The 22,938-nt window shown below is 36.2% G+C and carries 18 protein-coding genes; all 18 read right to left on the reverse strand.

Translation table 11 applies throughout. The features are described 5' to 3' along the window. Positions 1-31: 31 nt before the first annotated feature. The 18 genes from sigG to panE all read right to left on the reverse strand — a co-directional run bounded on the left by sigG (position 32) and on the right by panE (position 22,666). Entirely contained in the window at positions 32-811 is a 780-nt protein-coding gene (sigG, locus tag QUF93_RS20695) for an RNA polymerase sporulation sigma factor SigG (protein WP_000197755.1), read from the reverse strand. Between the two features lie 157 nt (positions 812-968). Then, entirely contained in the window at positions 969-1,688 is a 720-nt protein-coding gene (sigE, locus tag QUF93_RS20700; protein WP_002121888.1) for an RNA polymerase sporulation sigma factor SigE, read from the reverse strand. Between the two features lie 19 nt (positions 1,689-1,707). Further along, positions 1,708-2,625: a sigma-E processing peptidase SpoIIGA gene (spoIIGA, locus tag QUF93_RS20705; RefSeq protein ID WP_002121890.1), complete on the reverse strand. Its 918-nt coding sequence runs from the start codon at positions 2,623-2,625 to the stop codon at positions 1,708-1,710. Positions 2,626-3,082: 457 nt separating this feature from the next. Further along, positions 3,083-4,240, reverse strand: a complete 1,158-nt coding sequence (gene ftsZ, locus QUF93_RS20710; RefSeq protein ID WP_289360051.1) for a cell division protein FtsZ — start codon at positions 4,238-4,240, stop codon at positions 3,083-3,085. A gap of 39 nt (positions 4,241-4,279) precedes the next feature. Then, complete coding sequence (ftsA, locus tag QUF93_RS20715; RefSeq protein ID WP_002121894.1) at positions 4,280-5,581, reverse strand: cell division protein FtsA; 1,302 nt, start codon at positions 5,579-5,581, stop codon at positions 4,280-4,282. A gap of 401 nt (positions 5,582-5,982) precedes the next feature. Next, complete coding sequence (gene divIB / locus QUF93_RS20720; protein WP_215553994.1) at positions 5,983-6,753, reverse strand: cell division protein DivIB; 771 nt, start codon at positions 6,751-6,753, stop codon at positions 5,983-5,985. A gap of 98 nt (positions 6,754-6,851) precedes the next feature. Beyond that, complete coding sequence (murB, locus tag QUF93_RS20725; protein WP_002121897.1) at positions 6,852-7,757, reverse strand: UDP-N-acetylmuramate dehydrogenase; 906 nt, start codon at positions 7,755-7,757, stop codon at positions 6,852-6,854. A gap of 61 nt (positions 7,758-7,818) precedes the next feature. After that, the gene (gene murG, locus QUF93_RS20730) at positions 7,819-8,913 is read right to left on the reverse strand and encodes an undecaprenyldiphospho-muramoylpentapeptide beta-N-acetylglucosaminyltransferase (RefSeq protein WP_002121899.1); all 1,095 of its coding nucleotides are present in this window, start codon (positions 8,911-8,913) and stop codon (positions 7,819-7,821) included. Between the two features lie 102 nt (positions 8,914-9,015). After that, a complete protein-coding gene (gene spoVE / locus QUF93_RS20735) occupies positions 9,016-10,107 on the reverse strand; it encodes a stage V sporulation protein E (protein ID WP_002121901.1) in 1,092 nt (363 codons plus the stop codon). 90 nt (positions 10,108-10,197) lie between these two features. Further along, on the reverse strand, positions 10,198-11,550 hold the full coding sequence (gene murD / locus QUF93_RS20740) for a UDP-N-acetylmuramoyl-L-alanine--D-glutamate ligase (protein ID WP_289360054.1): 1,353 nt from the start codon (positions 11,548-11,550) through the stop codon (positions 10,198-10,200). Next, complete coding sequence (gene mraY / locus QUF93_RS20745) at positions 11,551-12,525, reverse strand: phospho-N-acetylmuramoyl-pentapeptide-transferase (RefSeq protein WP_002121906.1); 975 nt, start codon at positions 12,523-12,525, stop codon at positions 11,551-11,553. Between the two features lie 22 nt (positions 12,526-12,547). Further along, positions 12,548-14,023, reverse strand: a complete 1,476-nt coding sequence (murE, locus tag QUF93_RS20750; protein WP_002121908.1) for a UDP-N-acetylmuramoyl-L-alanyl-D-glutamate--2,6-diaminopimelate ligase — start codon at positions 14,021-14,023, stop codon at positions 12,548-12,550. Between the two features lie 211 nt (positions 14,024-14,234). Continuing rightward, positions 14,235-16,151: a stage V sporulation protein D gene (locus tag QUF93_RS20755; RefSeq protein ID WP_289360056.1), complete on the reverse strand. Its 1,917-nt coding sequence runs from the start codon at positions 16,149-16,151 to the stop codon at positions 14,235-14,237. 81 nt (positions 16,152-16,232) lie between these two features. Next, positions 16,233-18,383: a penicillin-binding protein gene (locus QUF93_RS20760; protein WP_434476084.1), complete on the reverse strand. Its 2,151-nt coding sequence runs from the start codon at positions 18,381-18,383 to the stop codon at positions 16,233-16,235. 22 nt (positions 18,384-18,405) lie between these two features. Next, the gene (gene ftsL, locus QUF93_RS20765; RefSeq protein WP_002014745.1) at positions 18,406-18,768 is read right to left on the reverse strand and encodes a cell division protein FtsL; all 363 of its coding nucleotides are present in this window, start codon (positions 18,766-18,768) and stop codon (positions 18,406-18,408) included. Positions 18,769-18,783: 15 nt separating this feature from the next. After that, positions 18,784-19,716: a 16S rRNA (cytosine(1402)-N(4))-methyltransferase RsmH gene (gene rsmH, locus QUF93_RS20770; RefSeq protein ID WP_002014746.1), complete on the reverse strand. Its 933-nt coding sequence runs from the start codon at positions 19,714-19,716 to the stop codon at positions 18,784-18,786. Between the two features lie 366 nt (positions 19,717-20,082). Continuing rightward, a complete protein-coding gene (gene bshC / locus QUF93_RS20775) occupies positions 20,083-21,699 on the reverse strand; it encodes a bacillithiol biosynthesis cysteine-adding enzyme BshC (protein ID WP_289360060.1) in 1,617 nt (538 codons plus the stop codon). 79 nt (positions 21,700-21,778) lie between these two features. Beyond that, a complete protein-coding gene (gene panE, locus QUF93_RS20780; protein WP_289360061.1) occupies positions 21,779-22,666 on the reverse strand; it encodes a 2-dehydropantoate 2-reductase in 888 nt (295 codons plus the stop codon). Positions 22,667-22,938 lie beyond the last annotated feature (272 nt).

The raw sequence follows: 22,938 nt of genomic DNA on the forward strand, positions 1-22,938 counted from the left end.
TAAAAAGGCCTCACCATAACTGGTGAGAGCCTTATCCTTGAATCGTCTTATTCATTTGCTTAATAGCAGACTTCTCCAAACGTGATACTTGCGCTTGAGAAATCCCAATTTCTTCGGCAACTTCCATCTGTGTCTTTCCTTGGAAGAAACGTTTTCGAATAATCATTTTTTCACGATCATTTAAACGCTTCATTCCTTCTTTCAACGCCAGTTCTTCAACCCACTGCTCGTCCTTTTGTTTTTCATCACTTAATTGATCCATAACAAAGATAGGATCTCCTCCATCGTTATAAATCGGTTCAAATAATGAAACCGGATCTTGAATCGCATCTAGCGCAAAAACAATCTCTTCATGTGTCACTTCAAGAACTTTTGCAATATCCATTGCTGTTGGTTCTTTTGAATTTTCAGCAATCAACTTTTCTCTTACTTGCAATGCTTTATACGCAATATCGCGTAATGAGCGAGATACGCGAATTGGATTGTTATCACGCAAATATCTGCGTATTTCCCCAATAATCATCGGCACAGCATACGTTGAAAATTTAACATTTTGGCCTAAATCAAAGTTATCAATGGATTTCATAAGTCCAATGCAGCCGACTTGAAATAAATCATCAACATATTCTCCTCTGTTATTAAATCTTTGGATGACGCTCAGTACAAGACGTAAGTTTCCATTCACTAATTTCTCTCTTGCGCTTATCTCTCCACTTTGCATTTCACGAAATAATTTACGCATCTCTTCATTTTTTAGTACTGGAAGTTTAGCTGTATCAACACCGCAAATTTCTACTTTGTTTCTCGTCAAAGTGTTCCCTCCTATCGGGAGTTGCTGTACAGTGTAAAGTATTTCCTTTGAAGGGGATTTTATGCATATGCTTTTCTCATCATTTTTCATAGACGTTACATTTCCTAATGCAACAAAAGAGAATAAGACCAGCCTGGATCCAGGCTGGTCTTATTCTTCACACCATTTTATTAAATTCTTTTCGCAATCTTTTTATAATTCTTTTTTCCAAACGAGAAATATAAGACTGTGAAATCCCAAGCATATCAGCCACGTCTTTTTGTGTCTTTTCTTCTTCACCAGCGAGTCCAAACCGTAGCTCCATAATTTGTTTTTCACGATCATTTAATTGATGCAATGCTTTCATTAAAAGATGACGATCTACAGTAGCTTCTAAATCTTTTGTAATAATGTCATCATCTGTACCTAAAACATCTGATAATAACAGTTCATTTCCATCCCAATCTATATTAAGCGGTTCATCAAAAGAAACTTCTGAACGGTTTTTATTATTTCGACGCAAATGCATTAAAATCTCATTTTCTATACAACGAGATGCATATGTTGCTAATTTTATTTTCTTTTCTGGATTAAATGTATTCACTGCCTTAATAAGACCAATTGTTCCTATACTAATCAAATCCTCAATATTGATCCCTGTATTTTCAAATTTCCTTGCTATATATACAACAAGCCGTAGGTTACGTTCAATAAGCATCGACCTTGCAGCTTGATCTCCATTTGGTAATTTATTCAAAAGAACTGCCTCTTCTTCTTTCGTTAACGGCGGCGGCAACGCTTCACTTCCGCCAATATAATAAATTTCATCGGTCTTAATTCCTAATTTCAGCAATACTTTATACCAAAGGTATACCAAATAAAATTTAAATTTCACCATATTATCCCGCCTCTCATAATTAAGCAATTACCATCTTTTGCGAAATCAACATTTTCGGATGTACAATGCATTGATACTCTCCATTGGTAGATAATTGTTGTGTATTTAATCCAATCAGTACTTTGTTTACAACAACCGAACTCCCTTCATGATAAACTTGCACACAATCTGGCTTAATTGCCCATAAAAATTGATTCTCTACTCCTACTGCTCGGAAAGGAATTAAACGCAGTTTCGTCGCCCATCCGAAATCATTTTCTGGTATTTGAGGAATTTCTATTTTGGAATAAATTTGTTCTGTTAACCAAGTTGGCAAACAATGTTCTAATGATGAAATATGCATAATCATAACGGGTGTTTTTGTTAACGGGTCATAAAGTTGGTTCCCACTATCAATTAGACCTGCTAGTTCTAGTTCCTCTCCAGCTAATTGAATTTTCACTTTCACGATTTGATCATAGTGTATCTTTGTGACTTCTACGCTTTCTATACGCTTTTTAGAAAAATAATAAATTACTGGAAAACCAAAAATAACAAACAACCAACTAATTGGATCACCGTAAGAAACTGATTTAGATTGAACTAACCCATTTACCATTTCGTTCGTTTGCAAAAAGTAATGCGTTCCAATTAATCCTCCACCAACCATAAAGGTTACAAAATAGAAAGTAAAAACAGTTTGTGTATAATTTCTAAATGTTGAAAACCCAAATGCTGTATACACAATAAGTAACGAGTACAATAGTTTCATAATTGGATGTGTCATCATAGAAGCAAAAGGCGTAAAGGCGAAAATAACAATAGTTGAACCTATAAATGCCCCTAACACAAGCCTCCATCTTTTGATTCTCTTTTTTAACACGGTGGCTGTTAATAAAAGTAAAAGAAAATCAATGCAGGCGTTTAACAACCAAACAATGTCGGCGTAAACAACCAAACAATTCACCTCTTTTTTTAAGTTGAGACTAGTATAATGCATATCCAATAGGAAAGTGTGTCAATTGGTGGAGGGGTTTTTTTGTTATTTTGTGATTTCTAGACATAATCTGTCGTTAAAAAATAAAAGTGTATTTTTCATAGAATAATATAAATTTCTTACTTATATACATAATAATTGAATTATATGTATACAAAGTTTATCCTGCTATTTGCGAGCAGTAAGACCCCTACCTCCAAATTCAGCTATAAAAAAGTACAGAAGTTAAGTGGGAGTCGAGCTAACAATCATTTTTGGATGAACAACCCTGACTAGTTAAAGTTTCACTTTATTTATCACAGCTTATAACCTAAAAATAGGACTGGACTCTCCATATGTAAAATAATAAAAAAAGATCTGCTTAGCAGATCTTTTCCATTTAGACAACAAAAAAAGGAGCATGAAAGCTCCTTTTCTTTTATCGTCTACGACGGTTACGTAAGAATGCTGGAATATCGATGTCATCTGAATCTGTATGACGATCATGCACAACTGGCTCTTCACGTTTCATTTCACGCTTCACTTCACGTTGTTTTGAAGGTTGAGCTACTGGTTGTTGTTGTTGCTGTTGCGTGTGATTCGCAGTCGGACGGATAATTGGTTTTGGTGGCTGCGTCGCAGCACTATCATCAAAACCAGTTGCAATTACAGTGACAACGATATCATCTTTTAATCCTTCATTAATAACAGAACCGAAGATCATATTTACTTCTGGATCCGAAGCTGAAGCTACAATGTCTGCTGCTTCTTGTACTTCATATAAACTTAAGTTTGCGCCGCCCGTAATGTTCATAATAACACCTTGAGCTCCATCAATAGATGTTTCTAGTAATGGACTAGAAATCGCTTTTTTCGCAGCTTCAGCTGCACGATTTTCACCATTACCAGAACCGATACCCATTAAAGCAGAACCTCTATTAGACATAATTGTTTTTACGTCTGCAAAGTCTAAGTTAATTAGACCTGGTGTAGCAATTAAATCAGAAATACCTTGAACACCTTGACGTAATACGTTATCTGCTTCACGGAACGCTTCTAACATTGGCGTATTTTTATCAACAATCTCTAATAAGCGATCATTTGGAATTACAATAAGTGTATCTACATTTTCTTTAAATGACGCAATACCAGATGCAGCTTGCGTTGCACGTTTACGTCCTTCAAATGTAAATGGACGTGTTACAACACCAACTGTTAACGCACCTAGTTCTTTTGCAACTTGAGCAACAACTGGAGCTGCACCAGTTCCAGTTCCGCCGCCCATACCAGCAGTTACGAAGACCATATCCGCACCACGAAGTGCTTCCTGAATCTGTTCTTTACTTTCTTCTGCAGCTTTTTTCCCTACTTCAGGGTTTGCGCCTGCACCAAGTCCACGCGTTAATTTTCCACCAATTTGCATTTTCGTTTCAGCTTTTGATAGATTTAATGCTTGTGCATCAGTGTTCACAGCGATAAAGTCTACACCTTGTACACCGTGTTCAATCATACGGTTTACAGCATTGTTTCCGCCACCGCCGACACCGATAACTTTTATATTCGCTAATTGATCTTGAGTAGTATCAAACTCTAACATGTCGAAATCCCCCTAGAACCTCATTTTTCGTGTCCAATTTTAATCCCATAAATAACGGAATACACGTTTTACTTTTGACATCATGCGGTCATCATTTTGATTAGTATTGTTTTGATTACGAGTTTTTTGTTTCGCAGGTTGCTGTTGTACCGGCATTGGTGCTGGTACTGGTTCAAAATGTTCTTGCTTTTCCTGCACATTTTTCCCACGTAATTTAGCTTTTTGATAAGAATGTTTAATTAATCCAACTCCACTTGTATATTGGGGCTCACGAACACCAATATAATCAGGAGTTGCTATACGAACATTTTCATGTAAAATATCATATGCAAGATCAAGAACACCTGGCATAGAAGCTATCCCACCAGTTAGTACATATCCAGAAGCTACTTGCTTTACTCCTAACTTACGCACTTCATCTTGAACAAACATTAAAATTTCCTCTACACGAGCCTCTATTATATCCGATAATTCCAACTGAGAATATTGTTCTGTTTGATCGCTTCCCATAATAGGAACCGTAAACATCTCTTCTTCAGATGCTGTATCATAAAAAGCATGTCCATATTTTAGCTTAATTTGATCTGCATTTTCTGTTGAAGTTTTCAGCCCAATCGCTATATCCTTCGTTATATGCTCTCCACCTAATGGCAATACGCTCGTTGCTTGCAACTCTCCATCTTTAAAAATAGATAAGGTTGTAGATCCTCCACCCATATCAACAAGGGCTACTCCTCTATTTCTTTCATCCGAAGATAACGCAACTGTTGCTGCCCCTAAAGGTTGCAGACAAATATCAACAATTTCAAGACCTGCTTTTTCTACACAACGAAGTAGGTTATGTAGTAAAGTTCTCGAGCCTGTAATAAGTGTACCTTCCATTTCTAATCTTACACCGATCATCCCGCGTGGATCGTTAATCTCGTCAAGACCGTCTACAATGAACTGTCGAGGTACCACATCAATAAATTCACGTTCAGGAGCAATTGACACAACTTGCGCTGCATCTAGAACGCGTAAGACATCTTCATTCCCGATTTCACGATCTTCATTTGAAACAGCGACTACTCCGTGACACGGGAGCAACTGTACCTGGTTTGCATTGACACCTACTACAACTTGCTCAATGTGGATACCCACCATGCGCTCAGCTTGTTCAATTGCTTTTTTAATTGATCGAACAGTTTCATCTATATCAACTATCGATCCCTTCTTCAAACCATTTGATTTTACGTTTCCAACACCAATAATGTTTAAGCTGTCATTAACCATTTCACCAATGATGACTTTAACATTGGATGTACCGATGTCAAGACTAACATATATTTCATTGCTGTTCATTCTTTGGCACCTCCTTCTTTATTTATACCATACAACTCAATATATGGAACAACAATCGCAACTTTACTATTTATAAGAAAAATATTCAACGTCTTTATACGTTTCCCTTTTTTAACCCTATATTTTTCTTATTTTTATTTAACATTCATTTAAGAATATCGCAGTAACCTGTGAATAACTGCTTTATCTTGAAATAATTATATTTCAAGTGTAAAGATTACCGCCAAGTATAAGTCTACACTAAGATGTACTTGTAGAAAAGTGAAACTTGTACCAATCCTAGTATGAATCTAAGAAAATTTACATTTTTTTCATCAAATTAAGCATTCTTGCAAATTAGCATCCATATAAAAGAACGTTTGTTTCATTTCATACGTAATAACGCAGTAAAAACGATCATTTTATTCTTTCTTTTCTTCAGCACCTAGTTCCTTCGTATATGCACCCACTTCTAAGTCAATTAAAACCTTCTTACCAGGTTCAATTGTTTTTAAAATAAGTGGATAAGCTTCCATGCGCTTTGCGAAATTTTGAATAGTCGTGCTCACTTCATATCCTTCATTCATATATAAAGTAAGATGATCTTCATTTGCGTTCGTTGGTGTATAACGAATTTCAGAAATAGACCTTAAAATAGTCGGCGTTAATTTTTCTAGTTCTGCAATTAATTCCTTCATTTTCCCCTCTTTAAACGGTTCAAAAATTGGTGCTGCAACTGGAAGTTTTCCGTTCGGAAGTACATCGAGTGTTTTCCCATTTTCTAATAACGGTTGTAATTTCCCATCTTTGTTTATATAGCCAATTGTTAAATATTCTTCGATATGAACATCAATTTTGTTTGGGAAACGTTTTTTTACATTTACCGCTTTAATTTCTTTTCGTTTCGTTAAGTTTTCTTCTGCTTTATGTGCTGTTACTCGGAAATAACTCGTATCATATGTCACACCTGATTCCTTCATAACTTGTTCATCTGTCATATAATGATTTCCAAACACACTTATCTTTTTTATATTACTAAGCGGAGACCGAAAATAAATTAAAAAGAGTACTAATAAAAATAAAATCGATATGTATAAAATTAACCGATGATTAACCGGTTTCTTATTCTTTTTCTTTTGATTCTTTAATTTTGGTACACGATCTTGTAGTTTAATCACTTTACTATTTTTCATGTACGATCCCCCTATGTAACATAAAGAACGGCATGTTCCTCATGCCGTTCTTATCTTCTTATTATAACATAAATGATAATGAGCGGAACGAATAACCGTTATCTTCCAATGATTTCTACTTCTGTATGCATATCAACACCAAATTTATCCTTAATTGTACGCTTTATCAATGCGATCAAGTCTAATACATCTTGAGCTGAAGCCACACCAGTATTAACAATAAAATTTCCATGCATTTCAGAAATTTGAGCTCCACCTATTTTATAGCCACGAAGCCCTGCTTTTTCTATTAAATTCCCTGCAAAATATGGGACTGGATTTCGAAATATACTTCCTGCACAAGGGTGATTCCAAGGCTGCGTTTCACGGCGATACTCTTTATTCTTTTGCATGCTTCTTACAATTTCCTCGCGTTCGCCTACCTCCAATTGGAATTCAGCTTCTAAAACAATACCAGGGCGTTTCATTTGCAATACAGATGTGCGATAAGAAAACCCCATTTCGGTATTCGTCAACCAATTAATTGTTCCATTTTCAAACAAAATAAGAGCTTTCGTTAATACACTCGATATGTCGGACTTATGAGCGCCTGCATTCATATACACTGCACCGCCAACACTGCCTGGAATACCACTTGCAAATTCCAAGCCAGCTAATCCCTGTCGACTAAGTAAAGTTGACAATTTAATGAGGGGATATCCAGCACCAACTCTTACCCTATGTTTTTCGACTTCTAAGTGGTCTAATCCTTCTCCTAAACGAATAACCACACCTTCTATACCTTGATCAGATACGAGAAGATTTGAACCACGACCAATTACAGTCCACCCTGTCTTATACTTCTTTACTAACTCTAGCGTCTTCTCAATACCAGTAACATGCTTTGGCACAATTAAAATATCAGCTGGTCCGCCTATTTTCATAGTCGTGTAACGCGCTAACGGTTCATTAACTAACACACGGCCAACATTTGCTTCTAAAAGCTCTTTTACTAATTGTTCCATAGACAATCTCCCCCATATTAAGTCTCCTTATTACAGTAATATGCAGGGCGTTCACCTAATGTTATTTTTTAATAAGCTTGTTCATTACTTCATATAGCTTATTTGCTGCATCTGGAATACCAAGTTGCTTAGTAGCCAGTTTCATATTTTGTAATGTTTGTGTATCCAATAAAATCTCATCAATGTCACGAATAAGCGTTTCAGATGTTAAATCTTTTTCAAGTAGCATTTTAGCTGCGCCTTTATCAACAACTGATCGTGCATTTTTTTCTTGATGGTTATTTGTTACATACGGACTTGGAATTAATACACTTGGCTTTCCTAACGCTGTTAATTCTGCAAGCGTTGTAGCCCCTGCTCTTGAAACAACAAGGTCTACACCAGTCAGTACCTCTGGCATATTATGAATAAAAGGTTTAATAATAACATTATCCGGATTCCCTTTTTGTTTCACGGCTTCCATAACTTTATCATAATGTACTTCGCCTGTTACATATAATACTTCGTAACTTTTATTCCCAAATTGTTCAATCGCTTCTACAAAGGCATCGTTAATCGGTCTAGCCCCGCGACTCCCACCAAAAATAAGCACGGATTTTTTAGAAAGGGATAATCCTACCGAACGTTTCCCTTTCATTCCATTTTGGTCCATTACTTCTGATGCACGTGGATTACCTGTCATAACCACTTTTGACTGTGGGAAATGTTCTGCAGCTGCTTCAAAGCAAACTGCGACTTTATCGACATAACGACTTAAAAATTTATTCGTTACACCAGGTACACTATTTTGTTCATGTACAATAGTCGGAATACCTAATTTAGCCGCAGCATATACAACTGGCCCACATACGTATCCACCCGTACCAATCACAATATCAGGGTTAAAACGACGAATATATCGTTTACTATCTTGAACACCTTTTAGGAAACGCATCACTGTTTTTACATTATCAAGAGATATTTTTCGTTTAAATCCACTTATAACAATAGATTGGAACGGAATACCCGCTTTCGGTACGATGGTACTCTCTAATCCATTCTCTGTACCAATGTATAAAAACCTTGCTTCCGGATTTAGTTTTTTTATTTCTCTAATTAAAGCAAGAGCTGGATAAATATGTCCTCCAGTACCCCCACCACTTACTAATACTCGCACTACTGATTCCTCCACTTCCCTGTTCTTATTCAATCGTATTTATTTCTATATACATATTGTATTTTCACACACACACGAAAAACCCTGTCTTTTAAACAGGGTTTAATAGCGAGAATGGCGACTTATATTCAATAATACACCTACTGCCATTAACATTAAGGTCAAACTTGATCCACCATAACTTAAAAACGGCAAAGTAATACCCGTAACAGGCATCAGTCCTGTTACAACACCAACATTAATCATTACTTGAATCGCAATCATCGCCACAATACCTACTGCTAAAAAAGTACCATATAAATCTGGCGCTCCTAATGCTATACGAATCCCACGCCATAATAATAGACTAAATAATAATAACACAAATGAACCACCAATAAAACCTAATTCCTCGGATAAGATTGCAAATATAAAGTCTGTTTGTGGTTCAGGTAAATAAAGAAATTTTTGTCTACTTTGTCCAAGTCCAAGCCCAAATAAACCACCAGGTCCAATTGCGAGTAACGATTGGATAATTTGAAATCCACTTCCGAGCGGATCCGACCACGGATCTAAATATGATGTGATGCGTTTCATTCGATATGGTGCTGATGCAATTAACCCTACAAACCCCGCTGCACCAAGCAAACCAAACATTGCAAAGTGAAAAACCCTTGCTCCCGAAATGAATATCATAATAATACATGTCCCAACCATTACCGTTCCCGTACCAAGATCTGGTTGTAACATAATCATCCCAAAAGCAAGAAATACAAAACTAAGAGCCGGTAGCAAACCTCGTTTAAACGATGTAATTAATTTTTGTCGTTCCGCTAAAAATTTTGCTAAGAAAATAATCATCGCGAATTTCATAAACTCTGACGGTTGGATAGAAAATGCTCCGATTCCAATCCAACTTCGCGCTCCCCCACGAACGAGACCTACTCCAGGAATAAGAACTAGAATAAGAAGAACGAAACAAACTAGTAAAATTACTTTTGAATACGTACGCCACACCCAATAATCAATTTTCATGAGAAAAAACATAGCTACTACCCCAAGACTTGCAAATAACAATTGTCTTTTTGCAAAAAAGAATGAATCCCCCATTTTATAAGAGGCCCAAACCGCACTCGCACTATAAACCATAATCATTCCGATTGTTAACAACGCAAGTGTAACGATGATGAGAATAAAATCAGGCGTTTTCTTCATTACCCATGAACACCACCTCTTTGGGCAGAACCTTTTGCCCTATGTAACAAAACATCAGTAGGTGTTAGCCTACTGATGTTTTGATTTACTTTATATAAGTTTATGCACAGCTTGTATAAAAATGTCTCCTCTTTCTTCAAATGTTTTAAATTGATCCCAGCTTGCACATGCTGGTGAAAGAAGAATAACATCACCATCGGTAGAATGAGCATAAGCCTTCACTACTGCATCATCTAAAGTATCGACACTTTCAATTACATCTAATCCTGCTTTTTCTGCCGCTCTTACTAATTTCGGTGCAGTTTGTCCAAATGTTACAATCGCTTTGACATGTTTAAAATATGGAATTAAATCATCAAATTCATTGCCACGATCAAGTCCACCTGCCAATAATACAATCGGTTGTGTAAATGCAGATAATGCTTTTTCTGTCGCTAGCATATTCGTCGCTTTTGAATCATTATAAAATTTACGATTATTAATCGTTGTTACATATTCTAAGCGATGTTTTACACCTGTAAAACTTTTTAATACAGTAGTAATTGCTTCATTAGAAACACCTAGTAATTTAGCAATACTCATTGCTGCTAAAATATTTTCTAAATTGTGCTTACCAGGTAAAACAATATCGCTTACTTTAACTACTTTTTCGCCTTTAAAATAAAGAGCGTTATCTTTTATATACGCACCATCTTCAATTTCTTTCGTCGTCGAAAATAATACTTTCTGCCCTTTACTATATGCCGATAATGCCATTACATCTGCATCATCTGCGTTAATTACACTATAATCTGTTTCAGTTTGGTTTTTGAAAATATTCGCTTTCGCCAAACCATACTCTTTCTTCGTCCCGTGATAATCTAAATGCGCTTCAAATAAATTTAAAAAGGCTGCAATTTTTGGTTGGAACGATTCCACTCCCATCAATTGAAACGATGAAAGTTCCGTAACGACAACTTCATTTTCTTCCGCCAATTGTGCAACTTCACAAGCTACAGTACCTATATTCCCCGCAATAACTGGGTGCTTTTGTCCTTCTTTTAACATTTCAAACGTTAACATTGTCGTTGTTGTTTTGCCGTTAGATCCCGTAATCCCAACAAACGGTGCTGCTGAAATACGATATGCTAATTCAACCTCAGTTACAATTGGAATTTGCTTTTCTTTCGCCGCCACTAAGAGTGGATTAGAATATGGAATTCCTGGGTTTTTTACGACAAGTGAAATGTTTCTCTCCAGTAATTCTAACGGATGCCCACCACATATAACATCCATTCCTTCCGCTTGTAACTCAGCTGCAAGCACATTACCCGCTAATGGTTTCCCATCATTTACAATGACGTTTGCCCCTAATTTTTTTAATAAAGTAGCTGCTGCATAACCACTTTTAGCAATACCTAATACAAGAACATTTTTATTTTGATATTCAGTTACAGTTTTCAATTACATCCACACCCCGATATAAATTCCTAGCACAGCTAATAAAAATCCTACAGACCAAAACGTTACAACAACGCGCCACTCTGACCAACCACATAATTCATAATGATGATGTAATGGACTCATTTTAAAGACACGCTTTCCTGTTGTTTTGAACGAAATAACTTGGATAATAACAGATAAAGTTTCCGCTACGAATACACCACCAATAATAACGAGTAACAATTCTTGTTTTAACAAAATCGCTACAGCTGCGATGGCACCACCTAAAGCTAGAGAACCTGTATCCCCCATAAATACTTTCGCTGGATTCGCATTGAATACTAAAAAGCCAAGTACAGCTCCTACAACTGCCATACAGAAAATCGCTACACCAAATTGTTCTTGAGCTACAGCAATAATACTAAACGCTCCGAATGCAATAGCTGCTGTTCCTGATAATAAACCATCTAAACCATCTGTTAAATTGACCGCATTTGATCCACCAATAAGCATAAATAATACAAGAACAAAATATGCCCAGCCTAATTCAAATTTAACATCAGTTCCCGGAATCATGATATAAGTGTGAAATGCTTGCCCTTTTCCAATTAAAAAGAACGCAATAGCAATTACAAGCTGACCAATCAATTTTTGCTTTGATGTTAAACCAAGATTTCTTTTCTTTACTACTTTTATGTAGTCATCTAAAAATCCGATTAATCCGTATCCAAATGTAACTAATAATAGCAATGATACTTCTGCACCTAAATGGTTAAATTTAATCGCCATAATAAGCGTAGTCACCATCATAGATACATATATGACAATACCACCCATCGTTGGTGTTCCTGATTTCTTTTGGTGTGACTTCGGTCCTTCGTCACGAATACTCTGTCCGAACTTTAACTTTCGTAAAAATGGAATAAATAATGGCGAAAGGGCAACAGAAATTAAGAATGCTACCCCAGCCGTTACTAATAAACCTTGTTCAAGCACATGTAGTCCTCCTCTCATGCTGTTACACTTCGTTGTTTAAACGCTCCGTGATTGCTTCTTTAGCGACTTCACGATCATCAAAATGATGAACTTCTTTACCAATAATTTGATACGTTTCATGCCCTTTACCAGCAATAATAATAATATCTTCTGCTTTCACTTTCGAGATAGCGGAACGTATCGCTTCTTTTCGATCAACAATTACTTCATAATTATTCCCATTTGCATCATTTACCATATCATCTAAAATAGCCTTCGGATCTTCACTTCTTGGATTATCTGATGTATAAATTGCATGAGTTGCATATTTGGTTGCAACACTTGCCATTATTGGTCTTTTCGTTCTATCTCTATCACCACCGCAACCAACGATACAATATACATCACCTTTTGCAAACTGTTTTGCTGTTTTTAGTACGTTCTCTAAGCTATCAGGTGTATGTGCATAGTCAACAATAACTGTGTAATTTTGTCCACCATCAACAACTTCAAAACGTCCAGGAACGCCAGCAAGTTCTTTAATCACATCAATAATTGTTTGTAAGCTCACACCTGAAACAAGACCTGCTGCTGTAGCAGCTAACACGTTGTATACATTAAACTTACCAATTAATTTCATCGTAACATTTACAGTTTCATACGGTGTTACAAGTGTAAATGTTGTACCGCCACTCGTCATTACGATATCTCGTGCCATAATGTCGCTTGCAACATCTATACCGTATGTTACAACAGTAGCTGCTGTACTTCTCATATACTCTTCTGCTACTGGATCATCACTGTTTAATATAGCGTATTTTTCACGATTATGATGATAACTATTGCCAAGCTGTGCAAAAAGCAACCCTTTCGCATGTTTATATTCTTCCATCGTTTTATGATAGTCTAAATGATCTTGTGTTAAATTCGTAAATACTGCAACATCATAATCGCACCCGTGTACACGACCAAGATCTAAAGCATGAGATGAAACTTCCATTACTGTGCTATCCACACCTTGTTCAACCATTTTTGAAAACGTCTGTTGAAGTGTTAGTGCATCTGGTGTTGTATTTTTCACCTCAAATGTTTCATCACCGATTTTCATATTAATCGTTCCAATTAGCCCTGTTTTATGACCATGTGCGCGCATAATTTCATCCATAATATGCGATGTTGTTGTCTTTCCATTTGTACCTGTAATACCGATTAAATGTAACTTGTGTGTTGGTTGGCCATAAAAATAATCAGCTAAAACCGCTAGCGAACGAAAAGTATTTTTCACAAGTACAACTGGAACGTCAACATCAATTGGTCTTTCCGCAACAATAGCAGCCGCTCCTTGTGCGGCTGCTTGCTTAGCAAAGTCATGGCTATCAACCGTATATCCTTTCATACATATAAATAAGCTTCCCTCTTTCACTTTACGTGAATCCGCTTCAATAGATGTTATTTCTGGATTTTCTGTTGGAACAACTGGAAAATCATGCAAACATGATACAAGTGTATGCAACTTCATTTCACTAAACCCTCTCTACATTGTTTATTTATCTCTTATTTTAGCAGGTAACACGTTACCTCCTAGTTATATAAAAATAGGAGGTAAGTGCTACCTATAGTCTAATCAATAGATTTATTTATTAATGAGACACTTATCGTCTCAAATAAAGCAATTTTTCTATAAAGAACTCACTTCCACCAATTGTACCATAAAACACAACCAGTTACCTTTAATTCCCGAAGTAAATTCTAACTTTTGAACCCTCTTTTACTTTAGCTCCTGCTTCTGGTGATTGTTTAATTACTTTCCCACCATCACCACTTATATCAAGCTTCAAGTCTACAAGTTGCGTTTGTAAATCTTTCTTTTTCATACCAATTAAATTCGGAACTTCCACAGTTGGTGTATCGCCCCATTTATATTCTTTCTCAACTTGCTCTTTTCTCGGTTCTACTCCCATTACAGGAAGTGCGTCACGAAGAATATTCCCAACAATAGGTGCTGCTACAACTCCACCAAATTGAGTGACTCCTTTTGGATTATCCACTGCTACATAAACAACAATTTGCGGATCGTCAGCTGGAGCAAAACCGATAAATGATACAATATAGTTATTATCTAAATATTTTCCATCTTTCACCTTTTGAGCAGTTCCAGTTTTTCCACCTACACGATATCCATCAATATAAGCCCCTTTACCAGAACCTTTCGCTACAACATTCTCTAACGCGTAACGAACTTTCTCTGAAGTTTCCTTGGAAATAACTTGCCTTTTCGCAACAGGTGTCTTTTTGCTGACAACTTGATTATTCTTTGGATCGATAAATTCCTTCGCTATATATGGCTGATACAAAGTTCCACCATTTACAGCGGCTGCTACAGCTGCTACTTGCTGAATCGGTGTAACAGAAACACCTTGCCCAAATGAAGTCGTCGCTTGCTCGACTGGACCAACTTTATCTAAATTAAATAAAATCCCGCTACCTTCACCTTGTAAGTCAATTCCGGTCTTCTGTCCAAACCCGAAATTACGAATGTATTTAAACAATCGATCTTTACCAAGACGATCACCGAGTTCAATAAATCCTGGGTTACAAGAGTTTTGAACTACCTCTAAAAACGTTTGGCTACCATGTCCTCCAGCTTTCCAACATCGCAATCTAGCCCCACCAACTTCAGCTGCTCCATCATCATAAAACGTATCTTTCTCTAAGTCTACTAAATTTTCATTCAAGGCTGCAGCTAATGTAATAATCTTAAATGTTGACCCCGGCTCATACGTACTCCATACAGGTAAGTTTCTGTTATATACTTCCGGAGAAACACTTTGGAAATCTGCTGGATCAAAACTTGGCCGACTTGACATACCTAAAATTTCACCATTTTTCGGATTCATTGCAATTGCTATCATACCGTCAGGATTATACGTTGATTCCGCAATATTCATTTCTCTCTCCATAATCCTCGTAATGCGTGAATCAATTGTTAATCCTAAATTCAAGCCGGCTTCTGGTTTTTTGAAATCATCTCCAACGTTAGGCATTCTCTGTCCTTTCGCATCTGCAAAAAATCGCACATGACCTTTATCACCATTTAGCTCTTTATCATAATATTTCTCTAGTCCCATAAGCCCTTGATTATCACTGCCCGCAAATCCTAATACGTGTGATAAAAAATTACCGAATGGATAGTACCGGATGGAATCCTCTGCGATATATACACCCTTTAAACTTAATCCGCGTACTTCTTTCGCTTTGTCATGCGATATTTTTCTTCCGCCTTTATCAAGCCTTACAATCGACTCTTTTTTTGTAATCCGCTTATAAATATCATCTTTTTCCACACCTAATACTGCAGCTAACTTCTCTGCAGTCTCTGCTGGTTTTTCAATTTGCCTCGGCACAACAAAGACGGTCGGTGCACTTTTATTCGTAGCAAGCTCCACACCATTTCGATCTAAAATCTTCCCTCGCTCTGGTTCAAAAGTAATATTACGACTCCATGAATCCTTCGCACGATCCGTTAACATATTTCCAAGAAAAAATTGTACATATCCAAGACGAATATCGATGATGGTAAAAATGAGTATACCCGATATAAGTATAAAAATAAGTCGTTTCCTAACTGTTACATTTGATACACGCATATTGGAACAAGCCTCCCTTACGCCTAGCTTGTTCCAATATATGCTTGTACTTATTTAATTAGAACTTCTTCCTTATTACCATTATGGCTTTTCTGCTTCTTGCTGCGGCTCAAGTGGTGGTACGAGTGTTACACCTAATTCTGTACCAGGTTGCAACAATGTTCCTTCCACCACACTTTGTTCCGTTACATATCCTGTACCAGAAGGTTTTAAGTTAAGCTTTAATGTTTTTGCTAAATTCATAACATCACGCAGTGCCCATCCCTGTATATTTGGCATTGTAGGCTTATCTCCTACTAAGAAGACTCGATCACCTTTTAATGTTTGTTCAGTTGCTTTTGGCACTTGCTGCTGTACTTTCCCTTCACCTAATACGATTGGACGAAGTTTTGCTTTATCAATTGCTTTTTTCGCTTCATCCATCGTTTTTCCGGTTACATCTGGAACGACAGTTTGCTGCTCTTTCACATATTTCTTCGGATCCTTTATTTCATTTGGTTTAATCTTTAAATACTCTAAACTATTTTTCGTTACATATTTAAAGATATCAGCTAAAGGTTTAGCCCCGTTTTCATCATCTTTTAATTTCGGCTGTTTAACGGCCAGATACACAACAAGTTGTGGATCGTCCATCGGTGCCATACCTAAGAATGAGAATATATAATTCTCTCTTCCTGTCATATAGCCACCTTTCCCGTCAGGAATTTGTGCTGTACCTGTTTTACCACCGACTGAATAGCCATCAATTTTATACGCAGTCCCTGTTCCTTTCGGTGATGTAACAACACGTTCTAGTAATTGCCTTACTTGCGCTGCTGTCTCTTTAGAAACAGGTTTTCCTACTTCTTCTGGTTTATGCTCTAGCTGTACTTTACCTGTTATTGGATCAACAATTTTGTCAATTGTATAAGGTTTCATCATTTTCCCATCATTTGCAATCGCTGTTGCAGCTTGTACAAGTTGAATTGGTGTAACTGTAGAACCTTGTCCAAATGCTGTTGTTACTTGTTGTATTTGTTGATCAAATAAAATTGTATTTGACCCTTCACCAGGTAAATCAATGTTTGTTTTTTCATCTAATCCGAAATTATGAATATATTTTCGGAAACGATCTGGACCAAGTTTTTGATCACCTAAAATCGCAAACGCTACGTTTGAAGATCGCTCTACCCCTTCATCAAAAGTAATAGAACCCCATCCAGCGCCGCCGTTATGATCTTTTATTTTTCGATTACCAACTTGATATGTACCAGACTGATAAAAGTCTTGCCCATTGTATACACCTTCATTAATGGCCGCCGCTAATGTGAAAATCTTCATTGTCGATCCCGGTTCAAATGCATTTGCAATTGCGTCGTTATAAAAGTAACCCATCTGCCCCTGGTTCGGATCATAACTAGGTTTACTAGACATCGCTAATATTTTCCCTGTTTTTGGATCTGCGACAATTCCAATTAAATTTTCTGGTTCATAATGTTTACTCGCTTCTTTCATTGCGTCTTCTAAATAACTTTGAATACGTTGATCAAGCGTTAAATATACATTATCTCCATTTTTAGGTGCCTTTACATTCACTTTCCCACCGTCAAGTGATACGCCTTTACGGTCCCCTGTATAAGCTACCTCTCCATTAGAAGCACCTAAGTATTTATCCAAACTCTTTTCTAAGCCAAATTGACCTACTGCGATTCCATCTGCATTCGGTTTCGCGTACCCAATAACGTAAGATGCGAAATCACCGTTTGGATAAACTCTCGCATTTTCAGTAACGAAAGAAATTCCCGGCAATTTTAATGCTTCTATTTGTTCTTTCTTTTCTTTCGTCAAGCCCTTACCTAATGTTCCAAATTCCACTTGACTTCTGCCTTCTTTATTTAAAGTAGCTAAAATTTTATCTTCATCTTTTTCGAGTACTCCTGCGATTTTTTTTGCAGTATCCTCTTTATCCTTAACGGCGTTGGCTCCTTTTAACTCAGCTACAAGTTTATAAGAATTTGCATCTTGCGCTAGGACATGACCATTTTGGTCATAAATTGTTCCTCGATTCGCTTCGAGAACTCCTTTTTTACTATGTTTCTGTTCAGCAAGTTTTTTCAAATCGTGATTGTCCACTGTTCCTGTTACTTGTATGTAAAAAAACCGGGCTAATAACAGCAAAAAGAGCAGGAGGAAAAATATCATAAAATAACCTGCTCCCTTATTGGTATGAAATTTGGTCATAGTTCTCTTCATCTTTTCTTCACACCTATTTGCCTTACTTTAGGCCTTTCACATTATTCGCATTAATTTCTAGCCCGTGTTTTTTTGCAACTTCAGCGATACGTTCATAACGACTTAACTTCTCTACTTCAGCCTGCAATTCTTGATTTTCCTTTTGTTTTTTCACAATTTGTTCTTCTATCGTCGCTGCTTCTACATTAACTTGATATAGACCCGCTTTATTCCCAATAAAAGCTACACAGGCATATAATAAAAATCCAATAAACGTTACGTACAATAGCTTTTCAATTCTCGTAATTTTCGTTTTAACTTTTGGCTTAACCATCTGCTGTGGCGGCGCTTGAATTTGTACCTCTTCTTGCGCCTGTTGTTTATACTTTACAGCTAAATTAGTCATACCTCTCTCTCCTTTTTATCGTTTTTCAGCGATTCTCAACTTCGCAGAACGCGCTCGATTATTTTCTTCTAATTCAATGTCAGAAGGTAAAATCGGTTTCCTTGTAATAAGCTTTAATTTAGGCTTAAATTCATCCGGAATAATCGGTAGTCCCTGTGGTAATTGCGGCGTTGTGCTATTTCGCTTAAACGTCGTTTTACAAATACGATCTTCTAAAGAATGGAATGTTATAACACTAACTCTTCCACCAGGCTTGACCATATCAATTGCAGATTCCAACGCTTCTTCAAATACTTTTAATTCATCATTTACAGCGATACGAATCGCTTGGAATACTCGCTTCGCAGGATGTCCACCTGTTCTACGTGCCGGAGCTGGAATACCTTCTTTAATTAATTCCACTAATTCTCCTGTCGTTTCAATAGCCTTATTCTCGCGATAAGCTTCAATTTTCCTTGTTATTTGCTTTGAAAATTTCTCTTCTCCGTATTGGAAGAAAATTCTTACGAGTTGTTCATATGACCAGCTGTTCACAACATCATATGCTGTTAATGGGGCATCTTGATCCATCCGCATATCTAACGGTGCATCATGATGATAACTAAAGCCACGCTCTGGTGTATCTAATTGTGGGGATGAAACACCTAAATCGAATAAAATCCCGTCTACTTCTGTAATACCTAATTCATGTAGTTTTTCAGATAAATAACGGAAGTTGCTCTTCACTGTTACAAATTGTTCACCATAAGAAGAAAATTTTTCCTTCGCATTTTGAATCGCTATTTCATCTTGATCAAATGCTATTAATTTTCCACCATCTGTTAGCTGAGATAATAAATAAGAACTATGTCCTCCTCCACCCAGTGTACAATCTACATATGTACCACTCGGCTTTATATCTAAGCCATCTACTGTTTCTTTTAAAAGTACTGTTACGTGTTTGAACATTGCTGCACCTACTCTTTTTCCAATTAATTATGTTAAATACATTTCTCACTCTACAAACAAAATTTACTACTAGAGGATGAAATGCTACTAAAGAACGACTCATTTAACTTCCAACAAGGTAGCACGCTATACAAATCGCTATTTTATTTTATTATATACTAAATTTTATCATTTTTTGCGGGAATTTAAACAAAAACCTGTCGAAAAAGATATTAATCCGTTTACATTTTGTGCTATTTTGTCATATATATATACCTGATACATAGCGATTCATTATATCAACACAAGATAGATAATTCAGAAATATTTCACTTCACAGTTAATTCAACGGAATAAAAATAAAATCCTGCTCAAAAGAGCAAGATTCTATAGTTTTATTACATGATGTTTTCCGTCCCACGAAAAAGATTGTTCCATTACCCGGTCAACAAAATCAAGACCGAACTGATTTAAATAATAACAGACATTCCACACACGTTCTTGCGGTGCCCCTAATGGACGAAGCGCAAATTGTAAACGGCGGAATTTATTCAGTTGAACTTCATGTTTCTTCTCAACATTTCTTTTCAACATTCTTTCTAACAGTTCAATTTGCTCATTAATTTTCAGTTCATTTTTCCCAGCAAACTCATTTAACCCTGGATCTATTTTTTTCACGAATTGTTGTAATGATGTATGAATATCCATTATTTCTTTTTTCGCTTCTATAAATCGCTCGTCTATCGGTTCCTCTATTTGATTAGAAAGCCAATTGTCACGCAGATTATCTATATTATTTAGAAATGGATCAATTTCTTGCAAATCTAAATCATATAAATCCGTCGCTATATCTCGCTCCATATAAGTAATCGTAAGACGCGGAACGACAGGTGGCATTTGGAAACCGGCCGTATGAAACACTTGTTGCAATTCACTCCAATAAGCTAACTCCCCCGGACCGCCAATAAACGCTAACGTAGGAAACACATATTCTTGCATAAGAGGGCGCGTTACAACATTATTGCTAAAACGTTCTGGACTTCTTTCCATCTCTTCCATCAATTCTTCATATGAAAATGAATGTACTCCATCTTTTCCAATAAACTTCCCTTGATTCTCTTCAAGCAATACTCGCTCATTATCAATTTCCATAAATATATGCACTGCATTTGTCTTCGTTTCAATAATCGGTTTAAATCCTAATTCCTTAATTACTTCCTGTTGATTACGAAGCCCTACTTGAATTTCTTTATATTTACTTATAATTTGTTGTAAAAACGGTACTTCTAATTTTCTTAATGCAGGATGATGTGAATCTACAAGAATTAAACCAGAATTTGCGAACATTTTCGTAATAAGGCGAGCAAAGAAATCTACATATGTATGCGATTTACCTAAAGAATCATCAACAAATTGTAATACATCCTTTGTAAAATTCGTTTCCGGATATGTTTTAAAAATCTCTTCGACCCATTTTCTACAGTCTTCAATAGAAAGCTCAGACTCAGAAGCACTCGCCTTTTTCGGATAACGATCATGAAAAATGGTCTTTTTTATTTTTTTATTTTTCGTTACAAATGTATGATTAATTTCATCCATATCATGGTCTTCACCAGCAATCCAAAAGACAGGAACAACCCGAACCCCTAAGCTCTCTTCTTTTTCTTTTGCAAGCTGTAAAATTGAAATGATTTTATGCACTGTATAAAGCGGACCAGTTAATAACCCAGCTTGTTGTCCAGCTATAACAACATATGTATTTTCATCTTCAAGCGCTTTTATATTTTGAATTGTAAATTCTCCCGCTTGCAATTGTGTATTATATTCTAATAAATGCGTTACTAAATCTTGACGGAAAAACTCTCTCTCACGTAAATCATGTAAACGCTGTTTAAAAGCATCCTCTGTTAACAGATAATCAAAACATGACTGTATCTCTTTTTTACCGTTCATATAGTCCGCTACAACACCTTGTAGTGGAACAGAGATTTCTTTTATCTCCATATAATTCTTCCTTTCGTATCCTGTTCTCTCACCAACCCACATTGTAGTCAATGTTTCACGTAAAAGCAAAGAAAAACACTTATAATTCCATTCCTTTTATTGCATTGAACAAAAATCGAAGTGTCGGAACAGATTGTTGTTGTTCCTTAGCTTCCTCTAGTACATATCCAACAATCGCATTAACTTCCGTTTGTCTATTCGCTCTTACGTCCGCTAACATAGATGAAGTATTATGAGATGTTTTTTCACATACTTGGCATACCATTTGCCATACCATTTCCTTATCTTCTTCTTTAACAAGAAATGCAATTTCCTGAAATACTTGCTCCATCATTTGATAAAAAAACGGATTTGAAATTAACTCTCCGTTCTCAACCCGCAATAATGCCGTCAATGGATTAATACATACATTGACTACTAATTTATTGCGCATAATCCCCTTCCAATCATCTTCTATCTGAATCGGAAAATAATCAAAAGGAAAACAATTAAATACCTTTTTAAAACAACTAGATTTACCACGCACTACACCAAACTTTGTAACACCTATTCCAGTATGATGAACTGTATGTCCATCCTCTTTTTTTGCACCATGCTCCACAATCCCGACTGCTATACGTTCATTTCCTATTTTTTGCATAATGTGAAGATGGGACATTCCATTTTGCAAAAAGATTAATGACGATTCTCCCTGCACAAAAGGTAATATGTCAGTTATATGATATTGCTTTACAGCAATAAATGTATAATCTAACTGTTTATCCAGCATACTTTCTATCGGTAAAATAGATGGAAATACTGTTTCACGTTCTCCATTCCTAATACAAGTTACACCCGTTAAGTTTAATTCCTCTGCTTGCTTAGCGTTTCTTGTAAACAACGTAACATCTTGATTGCTTTTTTGTAAATAAAATGTATATAGGAGACCAATAGCTCCCGGTCCAACAATTCCAATTTTCATCTTCACACAAAGAACTCATATTAACAGTGATATAAGTTCCCTTGCCCTTCCCCCTTTACATCTTATTAAATTACAATTACATAGTTAAGGATTTAATTATCTTTTACCAAATGCAACCTCTTCTTTCACTATGTATATACTACCTATATACATAGTTCTATTCTTAGTTTAGCAAATCCTCAAAAAAATAATGAAAGAAATATTCTATCTTCTTCATAAAAATTAAAAAATGAGTTATAATATTATTATAAATATTTTAACTTTTCTGCATTCAACAA

Origin of the sequence: Bacillus hominis (assembly GCF_030348325.1) — a bacterium.
Lineage (GTDB): Bacteria > Bacillota > Bacilli > Bacillales > Bacillaceae_G > Bacillus_A > Bacillus_A hominis.